The sequence below is a fragment of the Leptospira harrisiae genome, assembly GCF_002811945.1.
GTDB lineage: Bacteria > Spirochaetota > Leptospiria > Leptospirales > Leptospiraceae > Leptospira_A > Leptospira_A harrisiae.
The window spans coordinates 742,124-762,706 of sequence record NZ_NPDX01000001.1 but is presented as its reverse complement, the minus strand read 5'-3'; the positions used below and the strand labels follow the sequence as shown (position 1 = coordinate 762,706).

The window sequence follows — 20,583 nt, the reverse complement described above, 5'->3', positions numbered from 1 at the left end:
AGAATTTAGGTTTTTCCTTTGAAGGAAACTGTTTTTCTATTCTGATTTGGAAAGGGTTTGGATTTGGAATTCTGTCGGTAAATGACAAAGTCCTACAAATTTCTCAATTTTCCCTCGTTCCACCTCAAAATCCAAAATGGATTCGGCCCAAAAATAGCTGCCTTCCATATGGGTTTCTCCTTTGTGAATGGAAACTCCCAAACTGTATTTTCCATCACTAAATTGAATAGGAAATTGGAATTCGACAAGAGTGCGTTCGGACTCAAGGATCTTTAAATTTCGTTTTCCCAGGTGGAATGAATTGGTTCCAAAAATACGAATCCCCTTTTCGCTATCAATATGGAATCCGATGGTTGCATCTGTGATCTGTTTTGTTGATTGGAATTCAATTCGCAGTGTGGCTGTGGATCCAAGGAAATGATGCCGTGTGTCTAATCCCTTTTCATTTCGGAGTGAAACCAAAACATCCTGAATCAATTCAGAATTTGGGATTAATGAGGGTTCTGTTTTTTTTGCCAATACATGCATATATTCTTCAATGGCAACTCTTGGGCTTCCATCAAACAACATAGTACCATGATCAAGTAGAATCGCCCTTGTACAAAAATAAGAGATGAGCCCAAGATCATGGCTCACAACCAAAATACAAGACCCAAGATTAGAAAACTCTTTGATTCGTTTCAAACATTTTTGTTGGAAACTGGCATCACCAACCGCCAAAGCTTCATCTACAATTAAGATATCTGGACGTATTGCTGTAGCGAGACTAAAACCAAGGCGCATTGCCATTCCGGAACTATAATTCTTTAAAGGAGAATTTCGAAATTCTTTTAACTCTGCGAATTCAAAAATGGAATCGATTAGGTCTTTGATCTCAGATGGTTTATATCCCCAAACAAGACCGTTATAATATACGTTTTCTTCACCAGAAAGTTCTGGATTGAATCCAACACTCAGCTCAAGAAGTGCACGAACTGAGCCATTCACAATCAGGTTTCCCTTATCTTTACTGATAACACCTGTAATTAGTTTTAAAAGTGTGGATTTGCCTGCACCATTTTTCCCGATGATACCTAAAATTTCACCAGAACCAATGCGAACACTTAATGATCGTATGGCGGTAAATTTCAAATCGATTCCGAAATATCCAAAACTCAGTCCTGCAAGGATTCGTTTCCAAGGTCTTGAAAATCCATGATAATCTTTTGTTAGATTTTCTAAAACAACAGAAGGCATAGATTAAAGGTGGTCCAAAATGACCGATTGGAATTTACGTTTGGCAAGTAAATAAACTAGAAGGAAAAAAAAGAGAAACGGTAAAATATGAATCCAATCAAATTGGGGTGTGAAACCAGGAATGACGGAAGTGCGAAAAATATCCAAAGGAATTGTGAATGGATTTAATCGATTCCACTCTTTTAAATATCCAGTGGGATAATACAAAACAGGGATTCCCCAAAAAATCAACTGACTCACCAAACGAATCAAAGGTGAAATGTCTTTTAATAAAATATTTAACCTAGAAAGATAATGGAGAAGTAACATCAAATACAATCCGGCAAAAACTAGAATCATATACCCTACAAAAATTCCAGAAAGGTTTAACTTACCAGAATAAGCCAGATAACTAAATACGGGGATGGAGGTAACAAGGCTATGGATGAGAAACTGAATATAAGGAATCCACAAAAATAAATCAATCCCTAGGCTGGAACGTTTGAGCAAACTTCGATTGTCCGTAAGAATTCCCGTCCCCCTGACTAGTAGTTCTTGGATGGGAAACCAATAAAGAAGTCCTGTCAAAAGGTAAGCAGTGAAGTCTTCTTGTGTTGAGGGGGTTTTTAAGTTGAGCACCAAAAAAACCAGTGCGTACAAACTAATGAGTACGAGGTTCTGCAAAAACATCCAGGAAATTCCCAAAAAGGACCCTGCATACTGCAGTGCATAGTCTCGTCGAACAAGAGCCCAAAGTATGGATACTTTCTCCATACTTTGATTGTCGGCTAGCGGCTCCCGGTTCTAGAACAGGAAGCCTGTTTTTGATCCTACATCCTTTTTAGGTTCTTTTGGCCAAGAGCGGAAAGACCAGGCGATACCCACTCTCCGTTTTGAACCACTTCCCCTTGGAAGGCTTCCAGTAAATACTCTTCAAAAGTTTTCCCAGTTTGATTCTGGGAAAATCCCTTTTTCGGACCTTGGCCAGCGAGACCTGAGTCTTTGTGGCGGTTGTAAGCGGGTTGTTGGATGGATCGAACGATCATAGGTTTTTCCTCCCCGTCATCATGTTAGACGACATAAAACTAAAAAATAATACCAATAATATACTAAACGCTTGTTTACACTACTTAACATTTGGAAAGTTAAGTCAATATTTTTTTCACGTTTTTATCGGTTTCTAAATACAATTTAGCATTCCCCTGGGACAAAACCCGCCCTCGTTTGATTTTTTTTCAGTGGGAGGTTAAGAATATGTTCCTTTTTAGAAAAAAGCAATCGGACTTCGGGCAAAAAAGCGAAATTTCCGACCTCAATCCTGGTGGATTGGCAGAAAATTGCGATTATTTTGTGGATTTCTTTCGTACAGACTTTGTCTGCTGTAGAAAAAAAGCCGGACCAGATTTCCATCTCAGAACTTTTACAATCGGGGTTTCCTCCCCATTTGGCTGCGGCATGGAAAGAGAAAGCAAAACAACCACCTGAAAAGTTTTTGGAATGGAAAAAATCACTCAAAGGAAAGGATGCAGCACTCGTTTCAAAAGTTTGGAAACAAAAACAAATTACACTATATGCCAACAAACAAAAGTTTGTTGGCAATAACTTTCCTCAACAGAACCGAAGATTTACGAAAAAAGAAGAACATCAAAATAATAAAGAATCAGGATTAAAACTCAAAGATGGATTGGACAATCAATATGAACTATTTTTTGGATTGAGTTATCAAAACTTGGATGTCCGGTATTTACCAAGGAAAGAAAAAAACCATTCTTCACTTTTTTTCGGTGGGAAAGGGAACGGACAAATTTGGATCTTAGAAAAACGAGATGAAAATTTTTCATATGGAGCCAATCTCACATTCAAACAATGGAGGTTTACTTCCGGAAACCGTTACAAACCCATTCCTCATTTTTACTTTGCCAAAGATCCAAACTTCTATTCTCAGTTAGAACGAACGGGATCTCCTCTACCCCAACCTATCGAACATTCCAACTTCTTCGGCTACCGAAGATTTAACGAAGGAAAAGAATTTGAATTAGGAATATATCATGCTGCTACATTTTCTTCTTATCCTGGATTGTATTTTGTAACACCAAACAAATCCTATTCGGGAGTTTGGTCACCAGGGGATAACAAATCTAGTTTGTATATCAATGATTCCTGGACTTTTCAAAATTTAGGAATCCATAAGATTCAATCCGAATCCATAGCCAACAAAAAAGAATCCGTTGGATTCATTTATTTAAAATCAGAATCCCCCGAATCCAAATTATACTTAGATACCACAGTGTATAGAGACTCTCCTTTACTCTATGGGATGGTTTCTCCACAAGAAGTGAGACCAGAAATTCCTCAAGTCCTTGGATATGTTCGAACAAGTTTCAATCACTTGATAGGATGTGAATTTTTAGGATCTACAGAAGGCCATCGATATGAAAACGGGAGATCTGGATTTTTCCCATTTTTCTTGAGTGAGTGGGGAAACTTAATTTATAGGTATAGAGAATACAATGAATCAGGGAACTACCAATGGAATGAAATTGGAAGAGCGGCATTTTATGAATGGAGAAAAGAAAAAACAGTGGTTTCTCTTGGATTTGAATCCAGAGATAACGGAGGCCAATGGGAAGGGAAATTGGCAATCCCTATAAATACAGGAAACTTACTGGAGTTAAGTGCTATTTTTAGAGAAGGAAACTTACGCACCAGAGCTTGGTTTGAAAACTGGACTTATGCAACAGATTTTAATATTAACTTAACCGATAGAGGAGAGATCATCAAACTCAAATGGGTAAGCCCTTTTATTTCATTAAACGTAAGTTATTCGGAAAAAGAAAATGATCCGAATCCTATTTTATTTATTAATTTTCAATTATTACAAAAAATCGATCTTTAATAGAGAAGGTCATCCGTACGAACTTCGATGTATTCGATTAATTTAAAGATAGGAACTGATTGTCTATCGGCAAATTCTTTTGGTTCTGCCGGGAGTTTTTTAGGGGTGGGTAATGAAGACCGTTTTCCTCTTTCATCTACTGAATAAAAATAATAACCGATCCATTCCCCTTTCACCCGGTATGGATTGCCAGAAAACAAATCCTTCACAAAAACTTCAGCATCCAAATCAAATTTATTACGTCTGTACCGAAAGTGGATTTCGTCCCCGTTTAAGTCGTAAAAAACAACAAAATCCCCTTGTTTTCCCTTAAAAAACAGTTTCCATTCTAAGGGAAATGTTCCTGATTTTAGGAACTCTGCTTTCCCATCCAATATTCTTTTTTCAGAACGGGGAATTGGCCCCGTATAGCGACCGTTATCTTCCGAATAAAGACTTGTTTTTGAAACAATCAATAAGCAAATACAAATAGAAGTAAAAACTTTCCAATTCATTTGGGTTCTTCTTCCAGTTTTTCCTCTGTTGATTTTTCTTCATCGGGAACCGTTTCTTTTCCATTGATTTGGTCGATGGCTTTTTTGGCGGCTTTTTGTACTTTGGGACTCGGGTCCCTGTCCCTTTTGTATTCTAATAATTCTAAGGCTTTGGGATCTTTCAAATTTCCCATAAATTCAATGGCGCGAAGTCGCACCATACTATCATCATCACGAGCAAATTCATTTAGTTCTTGGAATACTTCTTTGTCTCCCATAGTCACGAGAGCACCGATGGCGTAAATCTTTAAGGATTGGGCTTTTTTCGCATCCAACTTACCAGCCGTTTTCTTTAATGAATCCAGAAGTTCGTATAACTTAGGTTTTGCAGTTTCAGATTTTAGCTTACCCAAAGTATTCATAGAATAACATCGTAAGGTAGTGGGTTGGATTTCATCAAAGGCAACTTCCATTAGAGCCGACTCTGCATCAGCATAAAGAACGGATCCAAAATACAAAGCAATTTGCCCTCGCATATCCGCATTATTAAACTTTTCGCGAAACTTAGTTTCTAAAAATGGCGCAGCTGTTTTTCCCTCCGGCAATTCTCCCAAAGCACTGATATAAAGACTTAGCGAATTAGAGTTCTTTGTGAAATCTTCTTTTTTCACTTTTTCGAGTAAGGGGTTTGTGGCTTCCGCTAATTTCATTTTTTTAGCCGAAGTGACTGCTTGTTTGGCAACGTCCTCATTGGAATCTTCAAACAAACTAATGATGGTTTCTTTGTTTTCTTTTAAGTCCAGATCACCAATAGTTTTTAAGAGGATGATTTTCATCCCCATATCTTTTTCTGTTTTTAATTGTTCACCGACGAGTATATACAATTCGCTCGCACTTTCTTTGGGGAACCTCGTCAACTCACCTAATGCTTGTTTTCTTTCCTGACTCGTTCCATAACGAACCATTTTGGAAAGGACTTCTTTTTTTTTGGAGATTTGTTCTGGACTGAGATCTTTCTCCTTCCCCAAAATTGGTGAAAGAGAAAGAAAAAAAAGCCCAAGGATAAAAATTTGTTTTTTGTTACTGTCCAGATTCCAATTCGATGATGCGACGATTGAGGGCTTGGATGAGGTGTTGGTTTTCCAAATTTTGTCGGAACTTATCCAGTAGGTCTTTGATGTCTTTGGATAGTTCGTCAATGTTCCACGGTTTTTCGACATACCGACTGAGTCCCCCGTTATTGATGGCATAGATTGCGGAATCAAGTCCTGCCTGACCAGTCAGAAGGATTTTAATCGCATCAGGAAGGCGGTGGTGCACCTGCTCCAAAAATCGATCTCCTTTCATTCCAGGCATCACTTGGTCAGAAACAATCAACTCAACAATGTCGTTGCTACTGATGATTTCGTCGATGAGGGAAAGTGCTTCTTCGGCACTACTGGCAGTCTCGATGATATGGGATTCGCCAAATCGAGCCAGAAGTTGTTCCGCAAGCGTCTCCAATACCGATACTTCATCATCGACACATATAATATAACCTTTACTCATTTGGGACCCTTTCCTTGGAACAATACAACTCTGGTTCTTTTATGTCGATTCAGTTTTGTGGCAATTTGTAGATAGTTTTTGGTGGAACTGTGTCAAGGAGAGGAACCTTCCAGATCTCTTTGGCGTACTCCCTGATGGTCCTATCCGAAGAAAATTTGCCTGACCTTGCCACATTCAGAATGGATTTTTTGGTCCAAGTGGTTTCGTCCAAATAATCTCTCGCTACTAGGTTTTGGGTCTGGTCATACGCATCAAAATCAGCCATCAGCAAGTAGTTATCCGTATAATATAGGCTATCATAGATCGGACCAAAAATCCCAGGTTCCCCCATTGAAAATAAATTCTCACGGATCATGAGAAGCACTTTGTGGAGCTCATCATTTTTTTGAATGTAATCAGCAGGTTGGTATCCGGCTTCTTTCAAACGAAACACTTCTTCTGTATGAAGTCCAAAAATATAAATATTTTCTGGCCCGACTTCTTCTAGAATTTCTACATTGGCACCATCCAAGGTTCCAATGGTCAAAGCACCATTTAACATAAATTTCATGTTACTAGTTCCAGATGCCTCTGTCCCCGCAGTTGAAATTTGTTCGGAAAGATTACTACCTGGAATGATTTTTTCGGCAAGACTCACTCGGTAGTTGGGTAAAAAAACCACTTTCAATCGGTCAGCCACATCAGGATCTCGGTTGATGACCCAAGCAACATTGTTAATGAGTTTGATGATGAGTTTGGCCATATAATAACCAGGTGCTGCCTTCCCACCAAAGATCACGGTTCGTGGTGTCAATTCTCGTGATGGATTTTCTTTGATACGTCTGTACAACGCAATCACACGAAGAATATTCAGAAGTTGGCGTTTGTATTCGTGGAAACGTTTGATTTGAACATCGATGAGTGATTTAGAATCGATGGTAATTCCTGTTTCACTTTTGATGAGTTTGGCCAATTCGTCTTTGGCAGTTTGTTTTACGACTCTCCAATCATTTTGGAAATCGAGATCATCCACAAAGGATTCCAATTTTTTTAAATTGTATAAATCGGTTGTAAACTCATTTCCAATTCGTTTGGAAATCAAATTCGCCAAACTTGGGTTTGATTGGAGTAACCATCGACGAGGTGTGATCCCGTTGGTTTTGTTATTAAATTTTTCAGGAAAAACTTTAGTAAAGGCTTGGAAAATTGTTTTTTTAATGAGTTCCGAATGTAACTCCGCAACTCCATTGACTCTGTAAGATCCAATGACAGCTAAGTTTGCCATACGAATTCTTTTTTCATTTCCTTCTTCAATGATACTCACTTGTCCAATTTCAAAATCAGATAAAATCCCTCGGCTTCGAACCTCCGTCAAAAACCGATGGTTGATTTCATAAATGATTTCTAAATGCCTTGGCAAAAGTTTTTCAAAAAGTTCCACGCGCCATGTTTCCAAAGCTTCTGGCAAAACCGTATGGTTGGTATAAGAAAAAACTTTGGTGACAATCTCCCATGCGGGTTCCCAATCCATTTCTTCGTTATCCAAAAATACTCGCATAAGCTCTGCAATTCCAATGCTTGGGTGGGTATCATTCAATTGGATGGCGATATAGTTTGGAAGTTCTTTTAAATTTTGAGTCGATTCGCGGAACTGAATTAAAATATCTTGGAGAGAAGCACAAACCATAAAGTATTGTTGTTTGAGTCGAAGCACTTTTCCTTGTTCGGTGGTGTCGTTGGGATACAATACTTTGGAAATATTTTCGGAAATGGATTTGTCTTGTACGGCTTTCATATAATCGCCGTGGTTAAAATAATCTAAATTAAATTCTTCTGAAGATTTGGCAGCCCAAAGCCTTAAATAGTTCACCGTACTCGTATTAAATCCAGGAATGGGATAATCATGTGCAGAAGCAAGAACCGTTTCATCGGGAACCCAATCATGTTGGATTTTCCCCTTCCCCGAAACCCTAGTTTCTGTATGACCAAAAAAACCAACAGAAAAGGAAATATCCGACCTTACTACTTCATAAGGAACCCCGTCAGCATCCCAGTGGTCGGGCATCTCCAACTGGCTTCCATTGGCGATAATTTGGTTAAAAATTCCATAGTCATAACGAATTCCATAACCAAATCCAGGGACATTCAGAGTGGCCATCGAATCTAAAAAACAAGCAGCAAGCCTACCAAGGCCACCGTTGCCAAGTCCCGCATCGGTTTCAAATTCTAAAACATCAGTAAGTTCAAAACCAATTCCACGAAGCATCACTTGGATTGTTTCGTATAACCCAAGATTGATGAGAGCATTCATAAGAGTGCGTCCCATTAAAAATTCTAATGAAAAATAAAACACACGTTTGGGATTTTCATTTCTATAACGTTCGTGAGTAACATTTAATCGATCGATTAAAAAGTCTCTGATGGTATGTCCAAGTGCTTTATATATATCTTCGTTTTTCAGATTAAATCTGTTTTTACCAATGGTATATTCCAAATGGTGGGCAAATTGTTTTTCCATCGAAGCCAAGTCGGCTTTTTGTTCTTCTGATAAAAGTGTAATTAATCGAGGATTATTGACAACCATGCTAAAGGATGGTAAAGAACTGTAGAAATAGATTCAAGTAAAAAGAGAAAATTTAGTCGCGGGCGGAGACCTTTCGCTCTAAAGTAAGGACTGCATCTTTGCCAATTTTGTGTTTGGCGAACCAACCTTGGTTGACTTCTAAAGCATACATCGCTGGTTTTCTTGCATTATACACTTCTTCAGTTTGGTTGGGTTTCATGTCGAATGATTCTAAAAGTCGCATATCTTCTGAAAAATAACCAATCGACAAAGGGATGAGTGTGTTCTTCATCCAAAAACTTAAATAATCAGAATGAGGAAAAACAAATAACATTCCCTCATCTTCACCAAGTTTAGTGCGATACATAAGTCCTGTCGCTCTAGTAGATGGAGTGTTGGCAATTTCTAATTTTAAAACACGATCAGAAACACTACCAAATAATATTTCGGGTGTGTTTGTTTGCGTCGGAAAGGATTCTGCTTGTTTACAAACAGAAAAAGTCAATAGAACAAGTAGAATTCCAATCCGTGTTTTCATAAATTAACCTTTGAAGTTTGGTTTCCTTTTTTCAAGGAAAGCGGAAAGACCTTCTTTCGTTTCTTCGTCGGCGAACCTTCCACCAAATAGTTGTTTCTCCCAATCCAATCCACGATCCATATTAGTTTCTAAACCTTGGCGAATGGCAGTTTTTGCCGCCTTGATGGCGTTAGGTCCACGTGAAAGAATTGTAGAAAGTGTTTTTTCTGATTCGTTTAATAACTCGGTTGGGTCAACAACCTTATTAATAAGCCCTAACCTGTATCCTTCATCCGCTGAAATCATATCTCCCGACAAAATAAGTTCAGTGGCTCTCCCCACACCTATGAGTCTCGGAAGTCTTTGGGAACCACCGAATCCTGGGAGCAAACCAAGTGTCACTTCCGGTAAACCTAATTTAGCAGAAGCTACCGCATAACGAATATCACATGCCATAGCAAGTTCCATTCCGCCACCCAAACAAAATCCATTGATGGCGGCGATAGAGATCAAGTTTGATAGTTCCATTTTTCTAAAAACAGTTTGGCCGAGTTCAGAAAAAGCCTGACCTTCACGGACATTGAACTCTTTCATTTTTGCTATGTCCGCACCTGCCACAAAAGCTTTTCCTTCGCCAGTAAGAATAAATCCTCGCACTGAGAGATTGGATTCCAACTCATCCACCATGGCACCGATTTCTGTAATCACAACATCGTTCAGTGCATTTAGGGCCTCTGGCCTTTTGATGGTAACAAGGGCAAAATTGGATTTAATTTGAATATCTAAAAAAGACAAATGAATTCTCCTTATTCTTCTACTTCCAATATGAGAAACATAGTGTCATCAGAAAAACTATCGAGTCCATAATTGGATTTTAATTCGGTGAGAAGGCTTACTTCCAGTTCTTTAATATTGGAACTTTGACTATGTCGATTGAGTAGAGCCAAAAGGCCTTCCGTTCCCAAAGAATTTCCTTCAGGGTCAGTGGATTCAATAAGCCCATCGGTATAAATAAAAAATCGATCCCCTGCGGCAATAGATATTGTTTTTTCTGTAATAGGTGGGATTTTAATATTAAATCCTAGGATCGCACCTTGGGTTTCTAACTCTTGAAAATCCTCCCCTTTGTGCGCCAAAATCAAATAAGGATGACCCGCATTTCCTAAAGTTAGTTTTTTTTCTATAAAATCAAAAAATAAATAAATCGCTGAAGCATGGTATTTGTTTAAATCATGAGCCAATCGATCATCCAAATAATCCATAAGTTTGGCCGGTGCCGTTTTGAAACGATAGGGAATGGTAGAAACAAGAACCTTCATGATGGACGCAACCATCGCAGATGAAATTCCATGCCCAGCTACATCCGTTAAAAATACACCTACGTTTCCTTCCCTGAGTTGCACAAAATCAAAAAAGTCACCACCAATGACATTAGGGCTTTTGCGATAATAGGTAAAGGCAAGACTTGGAATTTTTATATTCCCTGGAAAAAGTGCATCTTGTATTTTTTTTGCTAATTCCAACTCGTGTAACATAAATCTTTTTTCTTCAGAAAGATTGTACATATCTGTTGTGTCTTTTCGTTTGTTCAAAACAAAAACTGTACCTAGTGCAGCACTTCCCCAATACACTAAAATCAAAAAGTATTTACTAAAAAATGAAAACTGATCGGAAACAGAAGGCGGTAAATTATAAATATAAATGATATGCAATATAGAAAAATAGGAAGCACTTAAAATACATGCCTTAGGATCGAGTCTCGTACTATACAAAAGAATGGGAAAAATAAAAGACATGAGGTAAGAATTTAATAAATAAAAACTTCCAAGAGATGGGAAGGAATGTATTCCCAACATAAAAACAATATAAACAAGTCCATCACCTACAAATCCGCTGAAGTAAATGACTCTCTGTATAGGAACATTTTTTGTATAAAATTGCAAAAGTAAAATAAGTCGAGCAATAGATACCCCAAGTAGATAAGGTAAAATTTGCATTTGGATTTCGGAAAACGGAGGTGCAATTAATAAAGAGTAAACAATGATATGAGTGATAAAAATATAATAAGTATATTCTTTATCATAACGGGCTTCTACTAACTTTAAAATCTCCCATTCTGTTTTCGTTGGTTTGCGAAATATTTCTTTAAAGTATAAATAAAAGGAACGTGTCAATCAGGGTTCTCCCCATACCAAAGTTTGGATCTCTGATCCATTCAAGGTGATGGTGAAAGGTTTTCCTGAATCCAAATACTTGTCCATTTGATTCGCAAGTTCGAAAGCTTTTTTCTCATCTTCCATTCGGAAGAAAAAAGGGTGTGAGAGGGCTTTATAATTGTATGGGAATCGTTCGGAAACGATCAGTGTTACCCGATAGTGGTCAGGTCTTCTTTCCATCACGATATGAGACACTTCTTTTCTAGTTAAAATCCGAACGTCAGGTCGTAAATTCCACGGGTTGATTTCTGCGAAAAGGATTCCAGGTAAAAAAAAGCATAGACCAACAAATCCTTTCATATAGAAATACAATCGGCAAATGCGATCGAATCCTTACCTCATATCCCTCTTTCCTTTTCTTTTTTGGGCCTGCACTCCCAATTCTTTTTCCCTTCCCCAAAACCCATACGCCGATTGGGCAAAAAACAATATTGGATTACAATCGAAGAACCTTCCTGAAATCCAAGGAACTTGGAATTCAAGAGTTTATCCCTTGGATTCTAAACGTTTGGAGACACTCACAACCATCAATGCCATCGATGAAATTACGGACATTCCCAAACCAACAAAAGATTTATCCCCATGGAAAATGGAACTCAATCAAATGAATCAAACGATGCCAAAAGAACTAAGCAAACTTTTGGATTCCTATGTGTATGGAATATTTTTTGTAACAGACTTAGGTTCAACAGGACTGACAGGAATCGTGAGAAATGAAAAAGGAAAACCAATAGGAGGAATTATTTTTTTAGATTCCGATTTACTCACACAAGGTTGTAATGACTGGGCAACAGAAAAAGAAAGAACAGCCTTCCTTCCTTCCCAAGAACATTCAATTCGTATTCATTTAGAAAACTCTAACTCAAAACAAGTGGCTCTTCGCTTCATCTTATTACATGAGTTAGGTCATATTTTATCAATCGTCAAAGGTCATACTCCTGATTTTTCGGAAGACCAAAGAGATTTTAGAAAATTTCCTCTATTCGATGGAATCTGGTGGTCGGAAACATATTCTCCGTATGAGGCGACTTTTTTTCCTGAACGAAACAAAATCAAATTTTACCAAAGTGCTCCGACTCTTTCTCTATTTCCTGAAGGAAAACTTCTTTATAAAAAAATAACCAATACCGGGTTTGTGTCTTTATATGCAGCAACCAATGCAGATGACACTTACGCAGAAGCCTTTGCACAATATGTACATGTTTTTTTATACAAAAATGAATATAGGGTCATTCTGACCTCGAATGGAGTATCGGAAACTTTGTTATTAGATCCAATTCGAAAGGAAGGAGGGAGAAGATTTCGTGAAACATTCCAAGCCATTTTCGCAAATCCATATCCTTAGTTTTCTATTTTTGTTTTTTATCGTTTCAATACCTGTTTTGTCAGATACAAAACTCGATGAAACAAAACCTCTCCTCATCGAAACTAATACAGAAATAGTTTCGGACTTTTTATGGCGAGGGAATTCCTTTGCAGGAGAAGCCGAAAACCGAAGGAATGGTGCTACATACCAAAGTTTCACTTATGCTCCGGCTCTCCAACCTAGCATCAATGTTTGGTCACCTGAAAAAAAATTCCAATGGTCTCTTTTTGGGAACTTTCAACTAACAAACAGAGACGATAGAGACTCAGATAGACGAATTTTACAATCCAAACCCGGTGGAGTTGGACCTTCGTATCCTGGTGAAGAAGCAAAGTTTTTTGATCCATATGGCCAGGACCCTTGTGTTCGTTCCATCCAAGAAAGAATCTCCAATGGCGGAGAAGGATCTGATCCCTGTATGGGTTACAGTCCGAACGGAGGATATGGGCCAAAAAAAGAGCCAAACGGTAACAAACGCTCGGATGGGATGTTCTTTTCGATGAGTTATCATTTTGATCCCAGCAGGTTTGGTGATTTTGTTGTCGGAATTTGGTTTTATAATACTTTCCAAAAAACACCAAATTCTCTCCTTTCTCCTAACACTCAAAAACAAAATCTTTATGTTTCAGGTGGACCGAATAACACACAGAATACGAACAATCCTGATGCCATTACAAGACTCGTATGGCATGAGTATTTTGTACAATGGAAACTTCCTATTTTAAAAATAATGAAACCAACACTCTCCTATTACACACAGTATTCTACTGAAAATGGAGGGTTACTTGCGGGCAAAAATTATCTTTCCTTAAGTGCTTCCTATACATTCCGAGAAGAAGAATTTTTTAGAATTATGCCTCATTTCAATTTAGGTTATGCCATGAGTAATAATGCAGTTGACAATCGAAATGGAATCCAAGATATCACAACTTCTACTTCATTTTTCTTTGGTGATTTTTTTATCAAACTCGCACATATCTTTCGTCCCGATCTCTACCTTTGGGATACAAATAATTATTATGGATATGCAGGCGGAGATCCAAACAAAGCACACTGGAATCGAAGTTCTGAAGATGGGAAAGTAACCAATCCTTCGCGAATTTATGGTGCGTACAATACCTCAATCTTAAATTCAATCGAACAAATCAACACTGGGAATTCCCTAGCAGATGCAATTGCAAAAACTTGGCTGAGAGAAGCTTATACCTTACAAAAGATTCCTTCTCATTTATTCTATGTTAGCTTAGGATATTCCAAAACATTTTAGTTCTTTTTTAACTCTTTTTGTTTTTTATAATTTAATATTAGGAAAGACTTGACTAACTCAATTCATGAATTAGAATTCCGTCCACCTCTAGGGGAAAACTATGAAATGGATTCATGATCTTAAAATTCGAGTCAAATTACTTTTGGCCTTTATGGTAACCATTCTATTGATGATTGTTGTTGCTGGTGCCAGCTTCTATTCAGCACGACAAATTTTAGCTTCACTCCACACAGTGTTTGAAGATCGAGTTGTTCCGATTAGCCAAATCAAAGAAGTATCGGATGCTTATTTGATTGGAATTATTGATTCAGCCAACAAAGTTCGTGCCAAAAAAATCACAGTCGAAGAAGCACTTGAGTCAATTAGAGAATCAGAAACTAAAGCTGATACCGTTTGGAAGGTCTATTTGGGAACGTATCTTGTTCCAGAAGAAAAAGCGATCATTGATCAGATGGAAAAAGAATTTCCACCACTTAAGGCAGGTGTCAAACAACTCCGAGTCTTATTAGAAACAAGAAACGAGGTTGAACTCGAAAAATTTGTCACGGTGGACATGTATCCTATCTTTGAACCGCTTACCCACCACTTGGATGATTTGATTCGTGTTCAACTGAAGGTTGCCAAAGAAGAATACCATAAATCAGAAGCACAATTTAAAAGTTCGTTAGCCATTGTCACAGCAGTTGTAGCCATTGCTTTTGTTTTGGTTTTTGTCATAGCTATATTTTTCTCAGATTCTATTGCCGCTCCAATGAAAAAAATTGTAGAAGTAGCGCAAATGGTTTCCATTGGAGACTTAGATGTAAACTTAGAGACAAAACATAAAACCCATTCCAATACAAAACATTTAGAAGGAAATGAAATCCAACAGCTTTCACAAGCTTTTATGGAACTTGTTTCATTTATCAAGGAACGGGCCGAACATTTAGAACGAATTGCCAATTCAGATCTCAGTGCAGATGTGACACTCAAATCAGAACGAGACCAATTGGGCCTAAGTCTACGTCGTATGCTTGTCAACTTATCCGATGTAGTCGAAAAATTATATTTTACCTCCCAAGAGGTGGATTTGGGAGCCCAACAATTAGCGGATGCAAGTACCTCACTTTCGGAAGCAGCAAGCGAACAAGCAAGCGCAGTGGAAGAAATTTCAGCAACACTCACGGAAATTGGGAACAGTTTCCTTGCCAATGCAGAAAATGCAGAAAGAATGACAGAATTTTCTGAATCGACTGCAAAACAAGCGTTAGAAGGAAATTCTAAAATGAAAGACCTAGTTTCAGCTATGGGAGAGATTAGTAATTCTTTTGATCAAATTTCTAAAATCAATAAAGTCATCAATGACATTGCTTTCCAAACCAATATCCTAGCGCTCAATGCAGCAGTCGAAGCAGCAAGAGCAGGACAACATGGAAAAGGATTTGCTGTAGTTGCAGAAGAAGTCAGAAATTTGGCCCAAAAAAGTGCAAGTGCAGCTGACGAAACCACCTTACTCATTGAATCATCAATGAAAAAAGTCAAACTCGGGAATGATGCCACTGAAAAAACTGCAGAAGTTCTTGGTAAAATCTCCGACAGCGCAGAAAATGTAAGTAATCTTACAAAAGACTTAGCATTGTCCATCCATGAACAAAAATCGGCAGTTCTGCAAATTACCCAAGGGATCGACCAAGTAACAACCGTAACTTCAACAACTGCTGCCTCCGCAGAAGAAGTAGCTGCTTCTAGTGAAACCCTAAAACGCCAAGTGGAAATCATGCGTTCTGTTATTATGAGTTTCAAATTGAAAGAGGAAGGATCTAAGTCAACAGCTCTCACTCGGGTTGAAAGGCCAAGAATCATATTGTAGGTCATCATGAATCAACAATTAAAATCGTGGGATATGAGCGCAGACGAAGATACCATGAAAGATTTATATCTTTGTTTTAGTTTGGAAGATCGGGATTATGCATTTGAGGTTCGTTACCTTACAGAGATTTTGGCTCTTCCAGCCATCACCACTATTCCCGGTACGGCTCCTTTTTTAAAAGGTGTGATCAATATAAGAGGAAAAATCATTCCTGTTATGGATGTTCGCCTGCGTTTTGATATGAACTTCCAACCTTACCATGAAAGAACTTGTGTTCTTCTAGTAGAATTAGATGGTTTGCCACTAGGTCTGATAGTTGATACAGTAAACGATGTTTTGCGGATCCCGGTAGAAAACATAGACTTAGCGCCAAAGATCGGAGAATCAAAATCTTCTCGTTTTATCTATGCTACGGGAAGAGTTGGAGATTCCGTTAAAATTCTTATCAATCTACAAAGGTTACTCACACAAGAAGAAACCGTTTTAATTAAGGACATTCCGGGAAATTAATCCATGGAAAGAGACGATGTATTAGAATACCTATTAGAAGCACGAGAAACACTTGAAAACATCGAAAAGAATCTACTTCAATTCGAAAAATCAACGTTAGATGGTAGCCTCGTAAATAGAGATCTACTTGATACTTTATTTCGCCATTTCCATACAATTAAAGGAAGTTCCGGTTTTTTTGGATTATCCGCCATTGTGAAAATGGCACATTCCGCAGAAAATCTTTTAGATTATTTACGAAACAATCCGGAAGCACAAGATGAAGACACTCTCGAATTACTCATCACAGCTCTTGACCACTTAAATGAATTAGTAGAACACGAAGAATCATCTCCATCCGGTGGTGATTTTTTTAAAATTGAACAAACTGATTTTTTAAACAAACTAAACGAAAAAAATGATCTGATAAGAGTCAAACAATCCGAATTGTCCGAAGATTTAATTGCCAAAGAAAATGTTCCAGAGTTTGGATTGTTTCAGGAAACTAAAATAGAAGAAAACCCAAATGAAGGGTTCGGTTTATTTATTGATAATCCAAAATCGAAAGTCAGTGAAGAGTTTGGTCTTTTTATCGACGAACTTTCCAAGGAACAATCAAAAAAAGAATTTGGCTTGTTTCAAAAAACTGAAAGTTCTCCTACAAAAGAAACAGTTCAAAAATCAGAAGAAAATCTAAAAACCGAAAAGAAAACAATAATTAAAAAGGATATTCGGATTGATACAGATAAGTTGGATTCACTTCTCGATATCGTTGGTGAGATTGTCATCACAGAACCAATGGTAACGGATCACCCAGATATCACAAAACTCAAACTTGAAAACTTTCAAAAGACAGCCTTACAATTAAAAAAATTAATTCGAAACCTCCAAGAGATTACACTAAGTTTACGTATGGTTCCCATTGCAGGAATTTTTTCTCGTATGGAACGATTGGTGAGAGACACGGCAAAAAAAACTGGGAAACAAGTTTTACTGAGTATCTCTGGAGAAGATACAGAAATTGATAAATCCATCATTGAAGAAATGTATGACCCTCTCGTTCATATCATACGAAATGCGATTGATCATGGATTAGAAACACCTCAAGAAAGAAAAGAATCTGGCAAACAACCGCAAGGAACAATTCAACTCACAGCAAACCAATCGGGCAAAGAAGTTTGGATCGAAGTTCGTGACGATGGCAAAGGTCTCAGTCGAGAAAAAATATTGAATAAAGCAGTATCACTTGGACTCATCCACCAATCGGAAACTGAAAACTTGGAAGACAAAGATGTTTGGGAATTTTTATTCCATCCTGGGTTTTCTACTGCAAAGGTGGTAACCGATCTTTCTGGCAGAGGTGTTGGTCTAGATGTTGTTCGAAAAAATGTAACGACTCTCAAAGGATTTGTGGATGTATTTTCCAATTATGGACATGGAACAACTTTTCTCATACGAGTTCCATTGACACTTGCCATCATCGAAGGTCTTGTTGTTCGAAAATCAGATACTTATTTCATCTTACCTTCCATTGATGTAAAAGAATCAATGTATCTTTCCAATGAACCAATCAATGAACTATATAAAAATAATCATAGCATTCAATACAGAACCAATCAAATTTCATTAGTAGATATAAACTTATTATTTGGAAAAGATTCCGATTTAAATAACCAAAGATCCATTAAAGAAAAATATGTAATCGTTACCGAATCTCATGAAAAACAAATGGGAATTGTATTTGATGAAATCCTAGGGAACCAGTCGATTGTGATCAAACCCATATCACCAATTTTTAAAAACATCAATGGCCTAGCAGGTTGCACCATACTTGGTAACGGTCACGCAGGTTTAATCCTAGATGTAAGAAAACTAATTAGCCAACATTTATCATCATCGGTTACTATATGAAAAAACATACTGTTATAGTTGTGGATGACCAAAAGTCTGTGCGGAGTATGATCAAACGTTGGATTGAATCTGATCCAAACTGGGAAGTCATCGGTGAAGCAAACAATCCCTACGAGGCAAGGGATCTAATTGTAGATAAACAACCTGAGGTAATGACCTTGGATGTTCATATGCCGGGAATGGACGGAATTGTTTTTCTGAAAAAACTCCTCCCCCAATACCCAATGCCAGTCATTATGTTTAGTTCATCTACCACAGAAGGTGCAAGTATTACATTAGAAGCACTCGAAGCGGGAGCTTTTGATTACGTGACCAAACCCATTGGCACTCCGGAAAGCCTTTCGGAAACCAAAGAAGATTTACTTTCAAAACTTCACGCCAGTCTAAATTACAATCTCACAAAAGAACATCTAACGAAAAAAGCGGAATCGTCTTTTCTCCAAAAAAACAATGCGAAAACTACGTTTAAACGGAAATTTATTTTCATTGGATCTTCAACTGGAGGAACCACCGCATTACGAAAGTTATTAGAAGAAATTGACGAAACTTTTCCACCCATCCTCATTGCCCAACACATGCCGGAAAACTTTACTGCACTGTTTGCACAACGACTCAATACTGATTTAAAAATTCAGGTAAAAGAAGCAATCGACAAAGAAATTTTACAAATGGGTCACGTATACATTGCTCCGGGAAATTACCATCTTGGAATTCAAAAAATTGGTTCAGAGTATTACACCAAAATTTTTCAAACTGATAAAAAAAATGGGCATAGACCTTCCGTAGATGTTTTGTTTGAATCTGCTTCAGAACTTGGAATCGCAGACAATAGCATCGGAATTATTTTAACTGGGATGGGTAATGATGGTGCCTCGGGTCTTTTAACCTTAAAAAACCAAGGATGCCTCACCATTGGCCAGAACAAAGAAACCTGTGTTGTATATGGAATGCCAAAAGTTGCTTATGAACTAGGAGCTGTTTCCTATCAGGTTTCCTTACATTCAATAGTAGATAAAATTAAGGAAATTGCTTCATTATGATTCCTCATAGTTTATTATTAGAAAGTGAAAACACTAAACAAATCTCCGATCTATTAAAAGAAATTAATTATACATTTGAAAGAGTAGTTCAATTCGAAGAAATTGCGAAAACTTTAGAAGGAGGAAAATTCCATTTTTTAATTTTCCATATCGCAGATGTAACGAATGAAGAAAAACAGAATAAACTGAGGGAAATCACAAAAAATTTTCCACAAGTACTCATTCTCTTAATAACAGACAAAACCAAATGGGACATCACGGCATCTTTATTAAAGCAACATATGGTATATGATTTCATCCAAACACCGATAGAAACTAACCATTTTCAATTTACTTTAGACAGATCACTACAATACCTTTTAACTAAACTAAAATCACAATTCGTTTTAGAAGCAGAAAATCACCTCTACAAACGTATGGTTGAAATTTTTGATTGGAAAAAATCCCTCTCACATAAAGAAAACGAAAACATTGCCTCAGACATAATCCACCAAATGAATATTAACTTATTTCAGGGAAGTGGGATTGGAACACTAATGAGTGTTGTCAGCATTCTCATTGCCAAAAGTAAACTAGATGATGAAGGAAAAAACTATTCCATTCCAAAACCAATAATGGATTTATTATCAGAAAATTATGACGCAGCAAAAAGTATGTTTGATAGTATGTCTATTTCGCAATCAGTTATAGACGATGAATCCATAATTGAGACCCAAGAATCTCCAATTAAACTTCTTCCCATTATCGATTATGAATTAGAAACCCTAAATGAAGCGCTTTCAATCAAATCCCAGAAAATAAATTTAAGCCAAATCCCATCTTCGGTGATCGGAAAAAAAATCCGTTTCGATGCCACTAAACTTTCTTATGTTATTCGTGAAATCCTTTTAAATGCGATCAAATATTCAAAGGAAAAGGATATGATATATCTTATATTTTTTCACAAAGAAAATTTTTTAGAATTAAAAGTAATTAACCCAGCATATCAGAATCAGGATGGGACCAATGGAATCCCAGAAAAATTTGAAAGTTTTGTATTCGAACCTTTTTTTCGAATTTCCTCGGTTGTAGATGATAGTTATGCGAAATTCGAACAATTTAGATTTGGACTTGGGTTGCCTCTGGTAAAAAAGATTTTGGATCTGCACAAATCCAATGTTCAAATTTATAATATTGAAAATAATTTCCGAAATGAAAATTCAAAAGATATATGTTTAACAATTCGATTCCCATTGTCAGAAGAGGAGAAATAAA

Annotated in this window: 19 protein-coding genes; 8 read left to right on the top strand and 11 right to left on the bottom strand. The window is 37.3% G+C overall.

The window, feature by feature from the left end; translation table 11 throughout:
* Positions 1-36: 36 nt before the first annotated feature.
* From CH364_RS03540 to CH364_RS03530, 3 genes are read right to left on the bottom strand one after another with little or no spacing between them, the layout of a single operon-like run.
* Positions 37-1,236 (bottom strand): ABC transporter ATP-binding protein, encoded by a 1,200-nt coding sequence (locus CH364_RS03540; protein WP_100742236.1) that lies wholly within the window; start codon positions 1,234-1,236, stop codon positions 37-39.
* A gap of 3 nt (positions 1,237-1,239) precedes the next feature.
* Entirely contained in the window at positions 1,240-1,989 is a 750-nt protein-coding gene (locus CH364_RS03535) for an ABC transporter permease (protein ID WP_100742235.1), read from the bottom strand.
* 56 nt (positions 1,990-2,045) lie between these two features.
* Positions 2,046-2,261: an LIC12298 family protein gene (locus tag CH364_RS03530; RefSeq protein WP_100742234.1), complete on the bottom strand. Its 216-nt coding sequence runs from the start codon at positions 2,259-2,261 to the stop codon at positions 2,046-2,048.
* Positions 2,262-2,563: 302 nt separating this feature from the next.
* On the opposite strand from CH364_RS03530, the gene CH364_RS03525 reads away from it, so the two are divergent.
* Entirely contained in the window at positions 2,564-4,111 is a 1,548-nt protein-coding gene (locus CH364_RS03525; RefSeq protein ID WP_100743380.1) for a hypothetical protein, read from the top strand.
* On the opposite strand, the gene CH364_RS03520 is transcribed toward CH364_RS03525, so the two are convergent.
* From CH364_RS03520 to CH364_RS03485, 8 genes are all read right to left on the bottom strand, one after another.
* Complete coding sequence (locus tag CH364_RS03520; RefSeq protein WP_100742233.1) at positions 4,108-4,605, bottom strand: LIC_11959 family protein; 498 nt, start codon at positions 4,603-4,605, stop codon at positions 4,108-4,110. The two genes, CH364_RS03525 and CH364_RS03520, sit on opposite strands and share 4 nt — an antisense overlap.
* On the bottom strand, positions 4,602-5,549 hold the full coding sequence (locus CH364_RS03515) for a HEAT repeat domain-containing protein (protein WP_243401231.1): 948 nt from the start codon (positions 5,547-5,549) through the stop codon (positions 4,602-4,604). Before CH364_RS03515 ends, CH364_RS03520 begins: the two co-directional genes overlap by 4 nt.
* Before the next feature lie 115 nt (positions 5,550-5,664).
* Positions 5,665-6,132, bottom strand: a complete 468-nt coding sequence (locus CH364_RS03510; protein WP_100742232.1) for a response regulator — start codon at positions 6,130-6,132, stop codon at positions 5,665-5,667.
* A 49-nt stretch (positions 6,133-6,181) separates the two neighbouring features.
* Entirely contained in the window at positions 6,182-8,695 is a 2,514-nt protein-coding gene (locus tag CH364_RS03505) for a glycogen/starch/alpha-glucan phosphorylase (protein WP_100742231.1), read from the bottom strand.
* 52 nt (positions 8,696-8,747) lie between these two features.
* Entirely contained in the window at positions 8,748-9,212 is a 465-nt protein-coding gene (locus CH364_RS03500; RefSeq protein WP_100742230.1) for a DUF192 domain-containing protein, read from the bottom strand.
* A 3-nt stretch (positions 9,213-9,215) separates the two neighbouring features.
* Complete coding sequence (locus CH364_RS03495) at positions 9,216-9,992, bottom strand: enoyl-CoA hydratase-related protein (protein WP_423790169.1); 777 nt, start codon at positions 9,990-9,992, stop codon at positions 9,216-9,218.
* Positions 9,993-9,997: 5 nt separating this feature from the next.
* Positions 9,998-11,365: a PP2C family protein-serine/threonine phosphatase gene (locus CH364_RS03490; protein WP_100742228.1), complete on the bottom strand. Its 1,368-nt coding sequence runs from the start codon at positions 11,363-11,365 to the stop codon at positions 9,998-10,000.
* Positions 11,366-11,707 carry a hypothetical protein gene (locus CH364_RS03485; protein ID WP_100742227.1) on the bottom strand — a complete coding sequence of 114 codons (342 nt, stop codon included), beginning with the start codon at positions 11,705-11,707 and terminating at the stop codon, positions 11,366-11,368.
* 19 nt (positions 11,708-11,726) lie between these two features.
* On the opposite strand from CH364_RS03485, the gene CH364_RS03480 reads away from it, so the two are divergent.
* The 7 genes from CH364_RS03480 to CH364_RS03450 all read left to right on the top strand — a co-directional run bounded on the left by CH364_RS03480 (position 11,727) and on the right by CH364_RS03450 (position 20,582).
* On the top strand, positions 11,727-12,752 hold the full coding sequence (locus tag CH364_RS03480) for a hypothetical protein (protein ID WP_100742226.1): 1,026 nt from the start codon (positions 11,727-11,729) through the stop codon (positions 12,750-12,752).
* Complete coding sequence (locus CH364_RS03475) at positions 12,712-14,040, top strand: hypothetical protein (RefSeq protein ID WP_100742225.1); 1,329 nt, start codon at positions 12,712-12,714, stop codon at positions 14,038-14,040. Before CH364_RS03480 ends, CH364_RS03475 begins: the two co-directional genes overlap by 41 nt.
* 100 nt (positions 14,041-14,140) lie before the next feature.
* Positions 14,141-15,889: a methyl-accepting chemotaxis protein gene (locus CH364_RS03470; protein ID WP_100742224.1), complete on the top strand. Its 1,749-nt coding sequence runs from the start codon at positions 14,141-14,143 to the stop codon at positions 15,887-15,889.
* A gap of 6 nt (positions 15,890-15,895) precedes the next feature.
* Complete coding sequence (locus tag CH364_RS03465) at positions 15,896-16,399, top strand: chemotaxis protein CheW (RefSeq protein ID WP_100742223.1); 504 nt, start codon at positions 15,896-15,898, stop codon at positions 16,397-16,399.
* A gap of 3 nt (positions 16,400-16,402) precedes the next feature.
* Positions 16,403-18,289, top strand: coding sequence for a chemotaxis protein CheA (locus CH364_RS03460; protein WP_100742222.1), 1,887 nt, complete (start codon positions 16,403-16,405; stop codon positions 18,287-18,289).
* Positions 18,286-19,329, top strand: coding sequence for a protein-glutamate methylesterase/protein-glutamine glutaminase (locus CH364_RS03455; RefSeq protein WP_100742221.1), 1,044 nt, complete (start codon positions 18,286-18,288; stop codon positions 19,327-19,329). The genes CH364_RS03460 and CH364_RS03455 overlap by 4 nt, the downstream gene beginning before the upstream one ends.
* Entirely contained in the window at positions 19,326-20,582 is a 1,257-nt protein-coding gene (locus CH364_RS03450) for a sensor histidine kinase (protein ID WP_100742220.1), read from the top strand. The genes CH364_RS03455 and CH364_RS03450 overlap by 4 nt, the downstream gene beginning before the upstream one ends.
* The last annotated feature ends 1 nt before the right edge of the window (position 20,583 follow it).